Below are 17,782 nucleotides of genomic sequence, written 5' to 3' on the forward strand. Positions count from 1 at the left end.
TAAGTAAAAACTATAACAAAAGGAATATATGTACAAGCGACCACTTTTAAACTTTTCCTCATTACCACTGAACAGTATCATAGAATAATTACAACGAAAGTAAATTTAAATTTTTAGAAATATCCTAATGGATTTTCTTTGTTTTGAAAATTAATGACCAACATCGTTTTTCCTTGTTAGATTCTATAACAAAAATAAAAAAACCTAAGATTTTTTTCGTTTCTTCTTATTTCGACATATTTCGCTCTTTTTATATGTCATAATAATCATTATATTAATAATAGTTAAAATTTTATGAAAATAATACATCAGGCAGGTGACAGAATGATACACAAACCTACACTGCAAGTTAAAGAGTTGAATGTTTCTTTCCTTTCAGAGAAAAAATTAGTTCCAGCGGTTGATGGAATAAGTTTTGAAATGAGGGAAGGAGAAATTTTAGGAATTGTTGGTGAATCTGGAAGTGGAAAAAGTGTGACCTCTCTTGCTGTTATGGGACTTATTCCAAGTCCGCCTGGAAAGATAGTTCACGGAGAAATTCTCTTCGAGGGAAACGACCTTACAAAGTATTCAGATAAACAAATGAGGCAAATCCGCGGAAATCAAATCTCGATGATTTTCCAAGAGCCTATGACCTCGCTAAATCCGTTATTTACAATAGGAAACCAGCTGGTAGAAGCCTTGCGCTTACATACGAAGTTATCAAAAACAGAAGCAAAGAAAAGAAGTATTGAACTATTGAAATTAGTAGGTATTCCACGTTCTGACGAAATTGTAAAGGAATACCCCCATCAACTTTCGGGCGGTATGAGACAAAGGGTTATGATTGCTATGGCAATGGCATGTGATCCAAGACTTTTAATTGCAGACGAGCCTACAACAGCTCTGGATGTGACCATTCAATCTCAGATTTTACAATTAATGAAGGAATTAAATCAGAAAACGAATACATCTATTATTCTGATTACACATGACTTAGGGGTCGTTGCGGAAGTGTGTGACCGGGTACTTGTGATGTATTCTGGTCAGATCGTTGAACAAGGAGATGTGCGGACCATTTTAAAAACACCAAAGCACCCCTATACAAAAGGCTTATTAAAATCTGTCCCGAATCTAATCGATAAAAAAAGTCGTCTTTACTCTATTCCAGGTAACGTGCCAAAGCCAGGAACTATCACAATGGGTTGCAGGTTTGCTCCCCGTTGTGAAGCCATGTTTGGGCAATGTCTAGAGGATACTCCTGAATTGTATAAAATGGATCGTAGTGGACATGAAGTCCGCTGTTTCTTATATGAAGAAGAATCGGAGGCGAAGGATCGTGTCGGAATTACTTCTTGAAGTAAATGGACTGAAAAAATATTTTCCGATTACTGGAGGAGTCCTTGGGCGCAAGAAAGGGGAAGTGAAAGCAGTTGATGACGTGTCTTTTTTTGTGAAAAAGGGAGAAACGTTAGGAATTGTAGGAGAAAGCGGCTGCGGAAAATCGACAACCGGACGTCTTTTAATGCGCCTTATTGAATCAAGTGATGGAACCATTCTTTTTGAAGATAAAGAAGTGACAAAAATGTCAAAAAGTGAGCTTCGTAAGATACGCAGGGACATGCAGATGGTCTTTCAGGATCCCTATGCTTCACTCAATCCCCGCCATACTGTTGAAAAGATACTAGAAGAGCCGCTCATTGTCCACGGCATTGGATCTAAGCAGGAAAGAAAGAAAAGAGTTAAGGAAATGCTGGAGGTTGTCGGGCTCAGCAGCTATCATGCAAGGCGGTATCCTCATCAATTCAGCGGTGGACAACGGCAAAGAATTGGAATTGCCAAGGCTCTTATGACAAAGCCTAAATTGATAATAGCAGATGAGCCTGTATCCGCTCTTGATGTATCCATTCAAGCTCAAGTGCTGAATTTGCTAAAAGACATACAGACAGAGTTTCAGTTAACCTACATATTTATTGCCCATGATCTAGGGGTTGTTAGACATATTAGTGACAGAGCCGGAGTGATGTATTTAGGAAGATTAATAGAGCTTGCTGATTGTGAAGAGCTTTATGAAAATCCTAAACACCCTTATACAAGAGCCCTTTTATCAGCGGTTCCCATCCCTGATCCAGACATAAAAAGACAGAATTTCTCTATTCATGGTGAAATGCCAAGTCCATCAAATCCGCCTTCTGGGTGTGCCTTTCACACCAGGTGCAGCGAATGCATGGATATTTGCACAGTAACACGGCCTCCCTATCAAGAAATGACTAAGGGTCACTATACTGCCTGTCATTTATTTTCTAAATGATTGCAGTATTTGCTGATAGGTAAGAGAAGTTTCCATTAGTGCAGTTAGGTTGTAATAGCAAAGGTGGAAGTTATTTTTTATTAACCTCTCTGATGGATTATCACAATGGTTTTTGCGGGAAATTTCTATCCCGTTTAAACAAGATAAATAAGGCTGTTTTCATAAAAGGATTGCTGCTATTAACAAATGAGGGACCTTTACATAATAGCATCGATGCGTCCCTGATTGCTTCTAGTCACATTGTTTTGGGCAGCAACAATATTGCGAAACAAGCTTCAACTAAAGACAGGGGGAAATACGGATGAAAAAAGCAAAAAATAAGTTAACGTTTTTATTCGTTTCATTGCTGGCTATTAGTTTATTTATTGCCGGCTGCAGTGGCTCTAATCAAACTACTGGAGAAAATGGTGCTTCCTCAGATGAGAAAGAAAGTACAAAAGATACGTTAGTATTTGGTCGCGGCGGTGACTCTACTTCACTTGATCCAATCACAACAACTGAAGGAGAAGCATTTAAAGTTACAGAAAACATTTTTGAAACGTTAGTTCAGTATGGTGATCAAGATACAACGCTTAACCCTGGGCTTGCAGAAAAGTGGGATATATCAGAGGATGGTTTAACATATACCTTCCATCTTCGACAAGGAGTAAAATTCCATGATAGTACTGATTTTAATGCGGAAGCAGTTGTTTTTAACTTCGAACGCTGGATGAATGGAAATGAAAACGAGTTCCCTTATTACACGATGTTTGGAGGCTATAAAGGGGAAGAGGGACACGTCATAAAAGAAGTGAATGCTGTTGATGAGTATACTGTTGAATTTGTGTTAACAAGACCACAGGCACCCTTCTTAAAAAACCTTGCGATGTCACCATTTGGAATTGCAAGTCCGTCTGCTGTTGAAAAACATGGGGACAAATTCAGAGAGAACCCAGTGGGAACTGGTCCATTCAAATTTGTGGAATGGAAACAGAATGACCGTATCGTTCTTGAGAAAAATGAAGAGTATTGGTTGAAGGATTATCCAAAATTAAAACAAGTTATTTTCCGTGTCATACCTGAGAACTCCGCCCGCTTAAATGCTTTAACAAATGGTGAAATTGATTTAATGGATGGTGTAAACAATTCAGATGAGGAAAGTATTGCAAGTAACAGCAAATTGCAAATATTTGAACGTCCGTCTATGAATGTAGGATACTTGGGATTTACTGTAAACCGTGAACCTTTTGATAACAAATTGGTCCGCCAGGCATTAAGCCATGCTATTGATAAACAAGCAATCATTGATGCCTTTTACGGAGGAAAAGCAGAACCTGCTAAAAACGCAATGCCTCCGTCTATCGAAGGTTATAACGATGAGATTGAGCCATATCCATATGATTTAGAAAAAGCAAAAGAGTTACTTGCAGAAGCTGGATACCCTGATGGATTCACAATGGATTTGTGGGCGATGCCTGTTGCGCGTCCATATATGCCGGAAGGAATGAAAATAGCAGAGGTTATACAAGAAAGCTTTAGTCAAATTGGAGTAAAAGCAGAAATTCAATCAGTGGACTGGGCAACTTACTTAGATAAAGCAGCTAAAGGAGAATTTGATGCCTTCTTGCTGGGCTGGACTGGAGATAACGGGGATGCTGACAATTTCTTATATACTCTATTAGATAAAGACAGCATTGGAAGTAACAACTACTCTCATTTCAGCAATGAAGAATTGCATAAAGTATTAATTGAAGCGCAAACAGAAACAGATCAAGCGAAACGGAATGAACTATACAAACAAGCACAAGAAATTATCCATGAAGAAGCTCCATGGGTTCCATTAGTTCACTCAACACCTTTGGTTGCAGGTAGCGCAGATATTGTCAACTACTTACCACATCCAACAGGTTCCGAAGTCTTAACAAAGGTAGAGTTTAAATAATTTCAGGTGACGGGTTCAGGATGACATCTTTTAGTACTCGGTAAAGTGAATGGAAAGGGGAGTTTTGACTCCCCTTTCCTATTATGACCTAAGTTTTTCAATTATAAGAGGTGAACAGCATGTTTGCATATACAGTTCGTCGTTTCCTTGCTTTAATACCTGTTCTATTTGGAATGACATTAGTTGTTTTTGCTATTATTCGGGCCATACCAGGTAACCCTGCACAGGTAATTCTAGGTCAAAGGGCGACAGAAGAAGCTATTGCAACTTTAACGAAAGAATTAGGCTTGGACAAGCCTTGGTACATCCAATATGGTGATTATCTAGGATCCTTGTTAACGGGTGATTTGGGGACTTCACTTAGAACAAGAGGACCGATAAATGAAGAAATATGGCCATATTTAGCAGCCACAATGGAATTGACACTTGTTGCAATGCTTATTGCAATCGTTATTGGTGTAAATGCAGGAATTATTAGTGCATGGTTTTCTAACTCGTGGTTTGACTATATTGCGATGATTCTTGCATTGGTTGGCGTATCTATGCCTATCTTCTGGCTCGGACTTATGGAGCAATGGGCTTTTTCAATTAATCTTGCCTGGCTTCCATCCACAGGGCGTGAGGATGTCAGAAATCCGATTGAAGCCATTACAAACCTCTATATCATTGATACCCTTCTCCAGGGAAGAGCTGACCAGTTCATGGATGTTATTAAACACTTAGTCCTGCCAAGCTTTGCCCTAGCTTCGATTCCAATGGCTATTATTGCAAGAATGACCAAATCTACGATGCTGGAAGTGATGAAATCCGATTTTATCAGAACGGCAAGAGCCAAAGGCTTAAAAATGTTTTGGGTTGTCTATAAGCACTCTTTAAAAAATGCAATTATTCCTGTGTTGACTATCATAGGCTTGCAAACAGGTTTACTTTTAGGCGGTGCCATCTTAACGGAAACAATTTTTGGCTGGCCGGGTCTTGGCAGGTATTTATATGATGCAATCGGATATCGTGATTACCCTGTCATTCAATCAGGAATCCTTGTCATAGCAGCTATTTTCGTAGTAATAAATCTAATTGTAGATCTTCTATACGCAGTAGTCGATCCGCGGATTAAGTACAGTCAGTAAAAGGGGGAACAAATGTGGCTGAATTAGCAAAAAATACAGAGATTATAACACCGGATGCAGACAAGGTTACACCTCCTTGGAAAGAAGCTTGGCTTTCTTTTTGTCACAACAAATTGGCATTATTGGGCCTTGGAATTGTTATCTTTTTTATTATCATAGCTATTTTAGCTCCGGTGATTGCGCCATATGGGTTTAGAGAACAAGACCTTGCAAAGCGATTGCTGGCACCATCAAGTGAGCATTGGTTTGGAACAGACGATTTTGGCCGTGACATCTTTTCGCGTATTCTATATGGAGCACGAATTTCTTTGTGGGTTGGTTTTTTTGCTGTTTTGGGTTCAGTAATTTTTGGAACGATTTTAGGTATTGTTGCTGGCTATTACGGGCGCTGGATCGACACGATCATTTCTCGGATATTTGATATTATGCTCGCCTTTCCAAGTATTCTATTAGCGATTGCCGTTGTTGCCATATTGGGACCTTCTTTACAAAATGCGCTTATCGCGATCGCAATCATAAATATACCAAATTTTGGACGATTGGTCAGGGCCAAGGTGTTAAGCGTGAAACAGGAAGAATATATTATGGCAGCTAGAGCAGTCGGAATGAAAGACAGCCGAATTCTCCTGCATCATATCTTACCAAACAGCATGACTCCAATCATTGTACAATCTACACTGGCAATAGCAACTGCCATTATAGAAGCAGCAGCGCTTGGTTTTCTCGGACTCGGTGCCCAGGCCCCAACTCCGGAATGGGGAAAAATGCTGGCAGACTCTCAAAGATATCTAGTCCAAGCCCCATGGACACTGTTTTTTCCTGGTTTAGCCATAATGTTAACAGTATTAGGGTTTAATCTTATTGGGGATGGCTTAAGAGATGTCCTTGATCCAAAAATGAAGCAATAAACGGTACCAGGTACCTTAATATAATTCTGGAATAAAACTCCTCATTGTTACGAAAAATAACTTGAAAAGATTTCAAGAGGAGTTGTTGTTGTGAAAAAAATACACCTAATCATTTTTACGCTTTCCCTCGCCCTTACAGGTTGTGCAGGGAATAATCAAAATCAGGATGCAGCTGAATCGGAAAATTTAAATCAAACCAATCCACATCCAAGAGTTCAACAGATTAAGACGGAGACAAACAAACCTAAAGTTCAGGAAGTAAAGCCATTAGAAACGGCTCATGGAAATCATACAATTGATTCAATTGGATTCCTTGAACCAATTGATCCGAACGCAGCCGTTTCTGAAGTGAATAAAGTTGGAAAGAATTTGTCTTACGTTGCTTTTTTTAGTTATATGGTCAAGTCTGATGGAAATTTAATCCCGGTTAATGACGAAGAGGCCCTTACGGCAACACGGAAATCAGATGCAACCCCGATGATGGTTATCACTAATTTTACAGAAGGAAATTTTTCACCGGACATCGCCCACAAAATTTTTACGGACAAACCGGCTTCAAAAAGGTTTATTCAAAATGTTCTACAAACAATGAAAGCTAAAGGCTACGAAGCACTAAACATCGATTTTGAGCACATTCGGGCTGAGGATCGTGAACTGTATAACGGATTTTTAGAAACATTACTTCCTCAGGTAAAAAAAGCAGGGTATACTGTCTCGACCGCATTAGCTCCAAAAACTAGTGCAGAACAAAGTGGACCATGGCATGGCGCGCATGATTATAAACGGCATGGAGAACTTGCCGACTTTGTGATTTTAATGACATACGAATGGGGTTGGTCTGGAGGACCTCCTATGGCCGTATCCCCAATCCCTCAGGTTCGAAATGTTCTGGATTATGCAGTGTCAGTTATTCCTCGGGAGAAAATTGTTATGGGAGCACCTCTCTATGGTTATGATTGGACTCTGCCGTACAAAAAAGGTGGAAAATTCGCGAAAAGAATAGCCCCACAAGAAGCTGCAGAACTCGCAATTAAAGAAGATGCAACAATCAAGTTCGATAACGAAGCACAAGCCCCTCATTTTAAATACACGGACGACAAAAATAAAGAACATGTAGTTTGGTATGAAAACGAACAAAGTGCTCAAGCCAAATTTAATCTAGTCAAAGATTATCGTCTCCGGGGATTAGCCTATTGGGTGTTAGGAGAACCCTTCCCGCAAAACTGGACGATGCTTGAAGACCAATTTAAGATCATAAAACATAATAAATAATTAGATCTTTTTAATAAAATTAATAAAAGGAATCCATTTTGAGTGAACTTCTTCAAAATGGATTCCTTTTATTTTCAGTTAAGAAAGTTTCAGTTAATGAAAGTATTAACGTGATAAAGAGTGCTATCATTTTCCAGCATAGGCGGAGAGGACTTCCTAGTGCCGACAGGAATAAGGCTGTGACGCCTTTGCCGGCCGAGCGCCATCGGCCCTTAGGTTTCAGGGTCAATCCCTGCCGGCTCGCCATGTGCTTGTCGCCGATAGGCTTTTCGTTCTATGACCAGAATTTATATGTTTTCCCTTTTTGAATGTATGATTGAACATTTCTCACCTATAAAATTCTGTCAGTTTTTGTCGAAAAATCGATAAATTGAAATTTTCGAAAATAAATGCTTCAAATTCGAAGATAAAAGTGAAAAATCGAAGATTTATTTCAAATTTCGAAGATAAAAGTCGGAGGAATAAGGGTTTGAGCCTATCTCTACCTGCCATTTTAGGATCTGCTGTAATTTGTCGATTTAAATTTGTGAAATCCATCAAAGGAACGAAAAATTTTAATGGAAGATGAAAAATAATAGGGAAATGAGGCTAGTGTAAGGGGCGAAATCTGTCAATAAATGATGGAAAATCGAATCAATAAACCTATTTAAAACAAAAAAGATATCCATAAACCAAAAAGAATGAGTCGTTTAAACTATTCTAAATTTTTTGAAAATAAAATTTTATTCCTCTATAATTACTATGAAACTAGTAAAAGAGGAGGAAGTCTATAAATGAAAAAGGTTTTAAAGAAAAGTACATTGCCAATCCTTTTGTCTGCGAGTTTTTTGTTAGCACCAATTGCCCAAGCAGAGACTCCTTATTACGGAAAAAGCTATAGCCAGCCAGAACAGGTCAAGTCTCTTTATCCCGAAATTGAAGTAAGTGATGACACCCCTGCTTTTACAAGAGAAGGTGAAGCTTTTACTTCTCAAGAAGAAATGCTTGCGTACATAGAAAAGCTCGATTCGAAAAGTCCCTACCTTACAGTTAAAACAATTGGAAAGTCCCAAGAAGGCAGAGAAATCCCTGCATTATATTTCACAAAGGATAAAGAAATCAAGTCTAGTTTCCTATCAAGGAAGCCAATTGTATGGGTTCAAAGCCAAATCCATGGGAACGAGCCTGCGAGCGGTGAATCGATTCTTGCGATTGCGAACCGATTAACTGGTGATCTTGGAGATGAAGTTTTAGATGAAATTAATATAATTGTTGTTCCGCGAGTGAACCCTGACGGCTCGTATGGCTTTAAAAGACAGCTGGCTAATGGACTAGATGGAAACCGCGATCATGTTAAGCTTGAAAGTCCAGAGGTACAGGCTGTTCATGAGGAATTTAACCGATATTCGCCTGAAGTCGTTATAGATGCTCATGAATATTCTGTCTATAGTAGTGCATTTGACAGCTTTGGGGACGAAGGTCTATTGAAATATCATGATATTTTATTACAGTCAGGCAGAAATTTAAACATTCCTAAAAAAATTCGATCATTGTCAGATCGGCTATTTGTAAATCCAACCATTAAGGAGCTTGAAAGTAATGGCTATTCAGGTGAGATTTATTACACTTCCGGTCTTGATGATGACGGAGATATCGAAGTTATCGAAGGTTCAACGGAATCTAGAATTGGACGAAACTCCTTTGGCCTCCACCCATCCTTCTCTTTCCTAGTTGAAAGCAGGGGAATTGGAATTGGCCGCGAAGATTTCGCTAGACGAGTGAACGCACAAATTTCTACCCATGAAAAGCTCTTAAGACAAACGGCTGATCATGCTAGACAAGTGAAATCTCTAGTAACTGTTGAACGGGCAAAGCTTATTAAAAAAGGACTTGTGCCAAATGATAACGATCAAATCATCGTAAATAGTGAAAATAAAGAAATTCCGAACCAAACTCTTGAAATGGTTGACATTGCTAGTGGAACAGTTCAGGATATCCCTGTAACTTATTTTAGTGCAACTGATGCCAAGCCGCTGCTTACTAGAGAACGTCCAACTGCTTATTTAGTAAAACCGGGAAATGAGGAAGTGGCAGCCAAGCTAAAAAAGCAAGGAGTAAAAGGGTTCAAACTTCCTAAAGACTTAAAGCTCCCTGCTGAAGCATTCACTGTAACAAGTAGAGAAAATACAGGAGAATATGAGGGTAAACAGCTTGTAGAAGTCCAAACTGAGCTGGTGAAGAAAGAAGTTGTTTTTCCAAAAGGAAGCTATATTTTCCTAACAGCACAAGTGCAAAGCAATTTATTATCTCTATCCCTTGAACCTGAATCAGTCGACAGTTATGTCACATTCGGATACATTCCATCAAAAGTAGGGGAAGAGCTGCCGGTTTACCGCTTTTCCATCGATCCTAAAAAGTCTAAAATGAAATCGTTTATGAACTAAAAATAAATTATAACGGTACCAGGTACCAAAGGTACCTGGTACCGTTCGATATTTTCTAATCTGCCAACTCTAAAATTTTCGGATTTTCCCCAGTCACTCCTGCTTCAAGAATTTGAACGACAGTGAGAATTTCCTCATCTGATACAAGTTTTTTTGCATGCTTAACAATCACATCAAATAAATGATCATAGACTTTTCCATAGTCTCCTAATGGTGTAGGGATGATTTCTTCTTGGGCTTTTCCTTTTTCATCAATCAAAACTAATCTTCCGTATTTTTCTTCAGGATCAACTCCAAAACCATGATCAGAAGGAGACATGCCAGCTTTCAAGCATTCTTCTTGTTTATCAATCCCATACTTTATAAAGCTTCCCTTTGTACCATGTACAATGAATTTCGGATAGGGTGCTGCAACTAAATGATTTGTTTTTACTATCATTTTGAAATGATCATAAAACAACTCCACATGGTAATAATCATCGGGATTATTTCTGTTCCTGACAGCTCTAATGTCATAGTAAACTTTAGACGGCTTGCCAAAAAGAGAAACAGCCTGGTCAATTAGATGGACAGCAAGTCCGTAAAACGCTCCTTCATATACACTGCCCTTAAAATCTGGATAATCGGGACGGTAGTAGTCAAAATGAGATTCTATTTCAATAACATCTCCTGCAAGCTTCTCTTTTATTACTTTTTTTATTGCAAGGAAATCACTATCAAATCGTCTGTTTTGAAAGGGCATAACTACAAGGTTTTTCTCTTTTGCCAGCTTCAATAATTCTTGTGCTTCATCTGCAGTGAAAGCAAAAGGTTTTTCTACCAGTACATGCTTATTATGCTCAAGACATTGTTTGGCATATTGGAAATGAGTATTGTGCGGAGTACAAATAGACACAAGCTGAATCTCTTCATCTAACAAAATATCCTCTAAATCAGCTGTAAACGTGATGTCTTTCTTACTATATAAGTCTTCTAGGTCTTTTTTTCGGGAGCGGTTAAAAATCGTTTTTACATTGATGTTATCTCTAAGCAGGACGTATGGAAGGTGATACCTGTTTGTGCTCTTTCCAAAGCCAATAAACCCAATCGTAAGTTTCATGGTGACCTCCAAGTAAGTGTTTATGAAAATTTTAACATACTTTTGGGCTTTTTCTCGCTTCTACCTAACAAGTTAAAGAGGAATTTAATAGGATACCTGAGAATTATATTAATAAGAATCTTGATAGAAGGGAGTATTTTTATGGCGGCATTTGCTGACTCTGTTTTTATTAAAGCACCAGTTGATAAGGTATTTTCTTTTGCAATAAAACCTGAAAACTCAGTACAAATAATGGAAAATGTCATTAAAACAGAAAAGCTGACAGAAGGTCCAATACAAGTTGGAACCAAATTCAAGGAAACAAGGGAAATCAGAGGCAGGAAAGCTGAAGCTGTTATTGAATGCACGAAATTCATCCAAAATGAAGTCTATTCGGTCAAAAGTGAAGCTAAAGGATTAGAGGTTACCTATCATTATCGGTTCAAAGAGGTAGATCAAGGAACTCAGGTAGATTTTGATTGTCAAATCAAAACCTCTGGAATCATAATGAAATTAACAAAACCGCTATTTACCAAAATCCTTAAAAAGGAAGATGGGGAACATCTCCAAAAAATGAAGAGTATGATAGAAAGGGGTACTCAATAAGAGTATTTTTTTTTATAAGATCAGAAAGTTTAATTTAATTAAAGTATTAACGTGTTAAAGAGTGTTGTCGTTGTCTAGCTCCAGGCGCCATCGGCTCGAGGTCATAAGCCAATCCGTCAAGAAGGTTAAAGAACAACCTTCATGCCGGTTCGTCTTATGCTTGTCGCCGATAGGCGGGCGCCTTGCGCTTTTCGTTCTCGTTTTCAGTAAGTTTAAGGTAATTGTCAGAATCACCTTTACTTTCCCTCAATAAACGAACCAATAAAGAGCTATTCCAAAAGAATGACCTGCATTAGTAAGGGAAAATAGTTCAAAGAGTAACATGTTACATAAGGCGTCACACGTTTTAAAACAAGGGATTCACCTAGAACTTCTGATTTTTTCTTGCTAAGATAGGATTCAAACAGGAAGCGCTTTCACAAACGAACAGTTTCAGTTCATCTGAAATGATAGGATTCATTAAAAAACACCATCCTTTCTCGTAAACTTCTTACGATAAGCATAGCGTTTTTTCCTTTTAAAGATATAATTTTAACTTAGCTTGATGGGTATGCGGCCGGACCCCTCTTAAGACTTTTTCTGGTTCTTATCCAAAATGGAGCGCAATTCTTTAATATCTTTTTCAGATAAGGAATCATCTTGGATGAACTGAACTAGCATGGACTTTAATGTTCCACCATAAATTCGCTGAATAAAAGACTGTGTCTCGGCGCGCTGACATTCATCTTGTGAATAAAGCGGGAAAAAAGTATAAACTCTCTGATCTTTATTAACACCGACCACTTTTTTGTGAGCAAGACGATCCAATAGAGTGCGTACGGTTTTCGGCTTCCAATCCGTTTGCTCCTGCAAAGAGGAAATGACCTCGTTGGCCGTTTGTGGAGACTTCTCCCAAAGTACGTTCATGACTTCCCACTCCGCTTCTGAAATATTGGGTACTTTTTTAGACATTTACATCCTCCTCCTTTTTTCTTATATAGAAATTCCGATCTTCTTTTTTTAACTTGACTATCAGAAAATTCTATGTGGCATCAAATACTTAATAAATACCTTTAATAAATACCTTTATCTTTCAAAATAGATAGTGTTATTTCTGCTGCCTTACTTCCCGATGAATTATCTTCATTTTGTAAACTCGTTGCAAAGAAGTAGGTGTTCTCTCCAGTCTCTACATATCCAATGAACCAGCCATTTATATTACGGCCATTTACATTGCCTGTGCCAGTTTTTCCTGATAGCCGTACGCCATCTTTATCCTCTAATAGGAGGGCATCTTTAATGGCTTGAACATTCTTCTCCTTGAATCCAAATTGGTTGGTATAAAAATCTTCCAGTAATTGCACCTGCTCAACTGGAGAGATTTTTAATGAGGATTCTATCCAAAATTGCTCTATTCCTCCAGAAACATCGTAATTCCCATAGCCTATTTCTTTCAGATTTTTCTTGATAGTGTCCAGTTGCATTCTTTCGTCTAATTCCTGAAAGTACCATGTCACTGAATTTGTCATGGCTGTTGCTAAATTCTGATCCGTATTCCAGGAATCAAAACGATACTGCTTACCATTCCATTTCAACGTGGAATTTTCACTTGTTATAACATTAGACTCCAATCCAAACAAACCACTATAAATCTTATAAGTAGAATTAGGGGAAACTCTCAACGTGCTTTGATCTTCATTATAAATATGATACTGGTCAGCTTTCCTATCATATAATACAAAGCTTCCTTCATATTCATTGAAATAATTGCTGAGATCTTCATACGTAGCCCGCTCACCGTTAAAATCGTAACGATTGTTATCATTGGCCATTACAGAAACGAGTGGAATCTGTGTTGATACTAATACTCCGACAAGCATAAAGATCGCTATACTCTTCAGCTTTAACAGCTTTGACTCCTTCGTAAAGGACGCAATTCTTTGGATGCGTTTTTTAATTTGCTCCTTGGAACCGTTCAGTTGATTTGCCAACGTGAAATTGCGCAGCTGTGATGACCTGTCAACATAATTAATAATCGTATTCCCATATTTAGCATAACAATCCTCATCCAAAGAATGTAACACAGCAATATCACAGGCTATTTCACGATCCAATTTCATTTCCCTGAAGGCAAACCAAACAAATGGATTAAACCAGTATAAAATCTGGAAAATGACCATCAGGTAATTCGTCGTAATATCTTTATATTTATAGTGATTTAACTCATGCAAGAAAATATATTTGATATCCTCCATAGAAAGCCATTCGTCAAAATGCTCCGGTAACACAATGTAGGTCTTCAATAGACCAAACGTCATCGGAGATTTAACTTGCGACGATTCTCCAACAATCAACTGTCCTGATATATTTAAATGCTGCTTACACTGGTCAAATAAGATGAGAACTTCCTTATTTCTCAGTTGAGACGTCGTGCATTTTATGCTTTTTAATTTTAACCAGGCATGGATGGCCAGAACAGCAAAAATTATCATTCCAGAGATCCATATACCGGCTAGAAAGCTATTCAGAAATTCCGGACTGGAACGTTGTACAGATAACGTAAAGTCCTCCATCCAATTTGCATTATTCCCGGCGGTCTCATCTCCAGTGACGGTAGTAGAAGTCCTTATCCCATAGCTTTGATTCACATCCGGTGAATTAAAATGATTTCCGAAATTGATTAGATCGCTCGGCAGAAAAGGAAGCGTCAATGCCATCAGCAATAAAAACCAAAGATTGTATTGCCATTTCGCTGATAATTGTTTTTGAAAAACTCTTTTAATCAGCATAATGACCCCAATTGTAAAGGAAGACACGATAAAACTTATAACAAAATTCGTAAAGAACATGCAAATCGTCTCCATTTCTTGTCCGTATACTTAAATTCTAATTCTTATCATCTCTTCCCGAGAAAGTTTATATATTACAACTGTAATACGTAAATTTTATCATTTCATTATTTGTTTATCAAACCACCATGTTTACAAAGTAATATGGATTTATTTGTCTGAGAAAATAATTGACATCATTTGATTACAAATGTAGTATTGTATTACATATGTAGTCTTGAGGTTTAGTTGTACTCAAAACACGTATTTTTTAATAGGAGGTTATGATGTTGAAAGAAATGGATTACACAATATTCAAAGCACATAAATTTGAAATTATCTTACTGGTGTGCTTGCTCGCATTGATTACATTAGTTGGGTGCACGAAGGAACAAAATTTGACCGATATCTCATCCCAAATAGAAAACAACCAAGCAACAGCCTCTAGTACAGACCAGAAATTTGCTCAACTGGAAAGCGAATTTGATGCTCGTCTTGGCGTCTATGCTATTGACACTGGCACGAATCAAACCGTTGCCTATCGGCCTGATGAGCGTTTCGGTTACACGTCCACCTTTAAAGCACTTGCAGCAGGCGCTGTGCTTCAGCAGAACTCGATAGAAGAATTAAGCAAAATAATCACTTACAAAGAAGATGACTTGGTCACGTATTCTCCTATTACAGAGAAACATGTGGATACAGGGATGACACTACGGGAAATCTGCGAAGCTGCCATCCGCTACAGTGATAACACGGCAGGAAACCTTTTATTGAAAGAACTGGGAGGACCTAGCGGGTTTGAGCAAGCAATGAGACAGATTGGCGATGACGTCATTAAAGCTGACCGTTTTGAGCCATACTTGAACGAGGCCGTTCCAGGAGACTCTCGTGACACAATCACACCGAAAGCACTGGCCGCCAGTCTTGGGGTTTTTGCGGTCAATGACTTACTACCTACTGACAAGCGTGAGATCTTTACGGAATGGCTAGGTGGAAATGCTACTGGAGACACGCTGATTCGTGCAGGTATGCCGGAAGACTGGAAGGTTGGCGATAAGAGCGGGGCCGGTGGTTACGGAACACGAAATGACATAGCTGTTGTCTGGCCACCAAATAGGGAACCCATTGTCATTGCAATTCTTTCAAGTCGTGATAAGGAAGATGCCACCTATAACGATGAACTGATTGCGCAGGCTGCCAAAGTTGTAGTAAACGCCCTAAAGTGAATGAAAAAGTAGAGTAGGTTGAACAATTTTGGATATTCATTGCCCTGAAAGGATTGGATGAACGAGCTACCAAAAGCTGATAATCGTGTAAAGTTGATTAAACAAAAAATTGAATATGAACATATCTGCAGACCGATTATTCCTTAATGGGGTAGTCGGTTTCTCAGATAATAATCCCATATGTTTTCCTCTGAAAACAGTACTGCTGTACTACCCCTTTTCAATAATCGGCCCTAATTGATGCTAAACACCGAAAACTAATTGCCGGGCAGTTGGATGCCGCGCCAGCTACTTATATCGCATTGGCCATATTCATTATCACCCACAGCCGTCACCGTTCCGTCAGATTTAAGTCCAACGGTATGACGACGACCCGCCGCTATAGTATATTTAGGCCACCGTTTCACCTTTAATGCCGCTTCTTTTGGTGGGTAATCCATGTTTAACCTCCTTGAAAACAATATGTTTCAGATTTTTTCCAAAAGCATTCCGAATTTCAATATTCATTTTCCTCACCTCACTAATAAGTATATCCGTTTGAAGCAATATTCTATTTTTAGATTAAGGAGATTCTCTATAGAAACATTTATGTTAAATTAAAGTGAACACAACGGATATGGAAAAGGAATAGTTATAGAACAAGAGAATAGAGTTAAGAGGGAAGTTTTTAAGGAGGCAAGCAGATGAAATCCTCAATGTTAATCGTAAACCCCTCTTCCGGAAAGGAAAAGGGAACGGAATATGCAAAGCAGGCTCTACAAGTTTTAGAGGGTACTAGATATCAAGTCGAAGTCCGGTTAACAACGGGAGAAGGGGATGCAATGAATTTTGCCCGAGAGGCTTGTGATCATAAATTCGATGTGGTGGTTGCTATGGGAGGCGATGGGACGATAAATGAAGCAATCAATGGAATAGCTGAACAAAAACATCGACCAGTCCTTGGCGTTATCCCGCTTGGCACTGTAAATGATTTCGCTAGGGCTCTTAGCATCCCCCTTGATCCGGAAGATGCCATCGATCTAATATCACATCAACAGACACGAAAGGTGGATGTCGGTAAAATTAATGATAAGTATTTTATGAATATTACAGCCGTCGGGGCTTTAGCAGAAGCGTCTTTTGCCGTTTCAGCTGAACAAAAAACGAAGCTTGGTCCTCTTGCTTATATAGTGGAAGGATTAAAAACAATGAAAGAAAAGCAACCCTTCGACTTGCAAATAAATTGCGAAGACGGAGAGGGGGAATGGAGTGGAGACGCCCTTCTCATGCTTATTGCATTAACCAACTCCATCGGAGGCTTTGAATCCCTTGCTCCGGAAGCTGAAGTGAACGATGGCAAGCTGCATGTCTTTATTATAAAAGATATAGCATTTCACCAATTCTTATCTCTGCTACCGAAAATAGTAAGTGGTGACCTTGGTGAAAGTAAACATGTAGAATACTTAAAGGTTGGCGCCATTACTGCCTTCTCTTCCCTTGACATGACGTCAAATATTGATGGCGACGAGGGAGACAGACTTCCAATAACCGTAAAGAACCTATCCCGGCATCTCGAGGTTTTTGTGCAACCAGAAGTAAAAGAATAATTTCTTTATCCTGCTCACAACGGACAGTAAAGCCTTATGGCTCAGGTTATTAGTGGAAGCAAAGAAAAAGATATGGAATTACTGTCCTCAGGTGTCCTTGAAAAGGAACACAGACTAAAAGAGCAAACCAACATCCTGTGGGCATTCTCTAACCATCAGTGGACAGTGAAAGGAAGAAGGAGGTTATTAGGCTTGAAAAAATGGATTTTCATAATAACGATTTTCTTTGTTCTGCTCCTAGGCTCAATGTTTGTATCAAAGCCTTCAAAGGCAAAGTATACACAATGGTTGACAGCAAGGGTAGAAGAAAGAATTGGGGATGAAAATTTTATAATTGGATTGGGGTTTGATATGTTTGGTAAACAGATTATTGATAAAAATACTGCAGAATCAGATTTCCTTTTCTGGAAGGTATATGAAACGGAATTTCAAGGTAAGAAGATTACTTGTATAGGAATTTATCAATCATTTATACCGATTGGGAAAAAGGGTTTTTAACCTCAATATACTTATGAAATGACCCAGACAACTGCACGTT

14 protein-coding genes and 1 pseudogene are annotated in these 17,782 nt (G+C 38.6%); 11 read left to right on the top strand and 4 right to left on the bottom strand.

From position 1 onward, the window contains the following. Positions 1-324: 324 nt before the first annotated feature. The 7 genes from IC621_RS09700 (at position 325) to IC621_RS09730 (ending at position 9,941) form a co-directional block, all read left to right on the top strand. Positions 325-1,338, top strand: a complete 1,014-nt coding sequence (locus IC621_RS09700) for an ABC transporter ATP-binding protein (RefSeq protein ID WP_191158095.1) — start codon at positions 325-327, stop codon at positions 1,336-1,338. Continuing rightward, on the top strand, positions 1,319-2,290 hold the full coding sequence (locus IC621_RS09705) for an ABC transporter ATP-binding protein (protein WP_191158096.1): 972 nt from the start codon (positions 1,319-1,321) through the stop codon (positions 2,288-2,290). The genes IC621_RS09700 and IC621_RS09705 overlap by 20 nt, the downstream gene beginning before the upstream one ends. A 301-nt stretch (positions 2,291-2,591) precedes the next feature. Beyond that, positions 2,592-4,211 carry an ABC transporter substrate-binding protein gene (locus IC621_RS09710; protein ID WP_191158097.1) on the top strand — a complete coding sequence of 540 codons (1,620 nt, stop codon included), beginning with the start codon at positions 2,592-2,594 and terminating at the stop codon, positions 4,209-4,211. A 119-nt stretch (positions 4,212-4,330) separates the two neighbouring features. Further along, positions 4,331-5,338: an ABC transporter permease gene (locus IC621_RS09715; protein ID WP_191158098.1), complete on the top strand. Its 1,008-nt coding sequence runs from the start codon at positions 4,331-4,333 to the stop codon at positions 5,336-5,338. 14 nt (positions 5,339-5,352) lie between these two features. After that, positions 5,353-6,246 carry an ABC transporter permease gene (locus IC621_RS09720; protein WP_191158099.1) on the top strand — a complete coding sequence of 298 codons (894 nt, stop codon included), beginning with the start codon at positions 5,353-5,355 and terminating at the stop codon, positions 6,244-6,246. A gap of 90 nt (positions 6,247-6,336) precedes the next feature. Beyond that, positions 6,337-7,518, top strand: coding sequence for a glycosyl hydrolase family 18 protein (locus IC621_RS09725; RefSeq protein WP_191158100.1), 1,182 nt, complete (start codon positions 6,337-6,339; stop codon positions 7,516-7,518). 773 nt (positions 7,519-8,291) lie between these two features. After that, positions 8,292-9,941, top strand: a complete 1,650-nt coding sequence (locus IC621_RS09730) for a M14 family metallopeptidase (RefSeq protein WP_191158101.1) — start codon at positions 8,292-8,294, stop codon at positions 9,939-9,941. Positions 9,942-9,996: 55 nt separating this feature from the next. Here IC621_RS09730 and IC621_RS09735 read toward each other — a convergent pair whose 3' ends face one another. After that, positions 9,997-11,040, bottom strand: coding sequence for an oxidoreductase (locus IC621_RS09735; RefSeq protein WP_191158102.1), 1,044 nt, complete (start codon positions 11,038-11,040; stop codon positions 9,997-9,999). 141 nt (positions 11,041-11,181) lie between these two features. Here IC621_RS09735 and IC621_RS09740 point away from each other — a divergent pair, with 141 nt between their 5' ends. Next, positions 11,182-11,625, top strand: a complete 444-nt coding sequence (locus IC621_RS09740) for a DUF3284 domain-containing protein (RefSeq protein WP_191158103.1) — start codon at positions 11,182-11,184, stop codon at positions 11,623-11,625. Between the two features lie 567 nt (positions 11,626-12,192). Here the strand turns inward: IC621_RS09740 and blaI are convergent. Further along, a complete protein-coding gene (gene blaI / locus IC621_RS09745; protein WP_191158104.1) occupies positions 12,193-12,576 on the bottom strand; it encodes a penicillinase repressor BlaI in 384 nt (127 codons plus the stop codon). A 101-nt stretch (positions 12,577-12,677) separates the two neighbouring features. Beyond that, the gene (locus tag IC621_RS09750; protein ID WP_191158105.1) at positions 12,678-14,453 is read right to left on the bottom strand and encodes a BlaR1 family beta-lactam sensor/signal transducer; all 1,776 of its coding nucleotides are present in this window, start codon (positions 14,451-14,453) and stop codon (positions 12,678-12,680) included. A 278-nt stretch (positions 14,454-14,731) separates the two neighbouring features. Here IC621_RS09750 and bla point away from each other — a divergent pair, with 278 nt between their 5' ends. Next, on the top strand, positions 14,732-15,658 hold the full coding sequence (bla, locus tag IC621_RS09755; RefSeq protein WP_396653001.1) for a class A beta-lactamase: 927 nt from the start codon (positions 14,732-14,734) through the stop codon (positions 15,656-15,658). Between the two features lie 275 nt (positions 15,659-15,933). On the opposite strand, the pseudogene IC621_RS09760 reads toward bla, so the two are convergent. Then, positions 15,934-16,098 (bottom strand): annotated as a pseudogene (locus IC621_RS09760) (RCC1-like domain-containing protein); the annotation flags it as partial. A gap of 243 nt (positions 16,099-16,341) precedes the next feature. On the opposite strand from IC621_RS09760, the gene IC621_RS09765 reads away from it, so the two are divergent. Continuing rightward, a complete protein-coding gene (locus tag IC621_RS09765) occupies positions 16,342-17,244 on the top strand; it encodes a diacylglycerol/lipid kinase family protein (protein WP_191158108.1) in 903 nt (300 codons plus the stop codon). Between the two features lie 192 nt (positions 17,245-17,436). Further along, positions 17,437-17,742, top strand: coding sequence for a hypothetical protein (locus IC621_RS09770; RefSeq protein ID WP_191158109.1), 306 nt, complete (start codon positions 17,437-17,439; stop codon positions 17,740-17,742). Positions 17,743-17,782: the final 40 nt, after the last annotated feature.

Source organism: Metabacillus arenae (assembly GCF_014773385.1).
Classification (GTDB): Bacteria; Bacillota; Bacilli; order Bacillales; family Bacillaceae; genus Metabacillus_D; species Metabacillus_D arenae.

Bases quoted from the DNA above. Each gene is read 5' to 3' on its own strand.
- IC621_RS09710 (WP_191158097.1), top strand. From the start codon at position 2,592: ATGAAAAAAGCAAAAAATAAGTTAACGTTTTTATTCGTTTCATTGCTG.
- blaI (WP_191158104.1), bottom strand. From the start codon at position 12,576: ATGTCTAAAAAAGTACCCAATATTTCAGAAGCGGAGTGGGAAGTCATG.
- IC621_RS09765 (WP_191158108.1), top strand. From the start codon at position 16,342: ATGAAATCCTCAATGTTAATCGTAAACCCCTCTTCCGGAAAGGAAAAG.
- bla (WP_396653001.1), top strand. From the start codon at position 14,732: ATGGATTACACAATATTCAAAGCACATAAATTTGAAATTATCTTACTG.
- IC621_RS09730 (WP_191158101.1), top strand. From the start codon at position 8,292: ATGAAAAAGGTTTTAAAGAAAAGTACATTGCCAATCCTTTTGTCTGCG.
- IC621_RS09700 (WP_191158095.1), top strand. From the start codon at position 325: ATGATACACAAACCTACACTGCAAGTTAAAGAGTTGAATGTTTCTTTC.
- IC621_RS09735 (WP_191158102.1), bottom strand. From the start codon at position 11,040: ATGAAACTTACGATTGGGTTTATTGGCTTTGGAAAGAGCACAAACAGG.
- IC621_RS09750 (WP_191158105.1), bottom strand. From the start codon at position 14,453: ATGTTCTTTACGAATTTTGTTATAAGTTTTATCGTGTCTTCCTTTACA.
- IC621_RS09715 (WP_191158098.1), top strand. From the start codon at position 4,331: ATGTTTGCATATACAGTTCGTCGTTTCCTTGCTTTAATACCTGTTCTA.
- IC621_RS09740 (WP_191158103.1), top strand. From the start codon at position 11,182: ATGGCGGCATTTGCTGACTCTGTTTTTATTAAAGCACCAGTTGATAAG.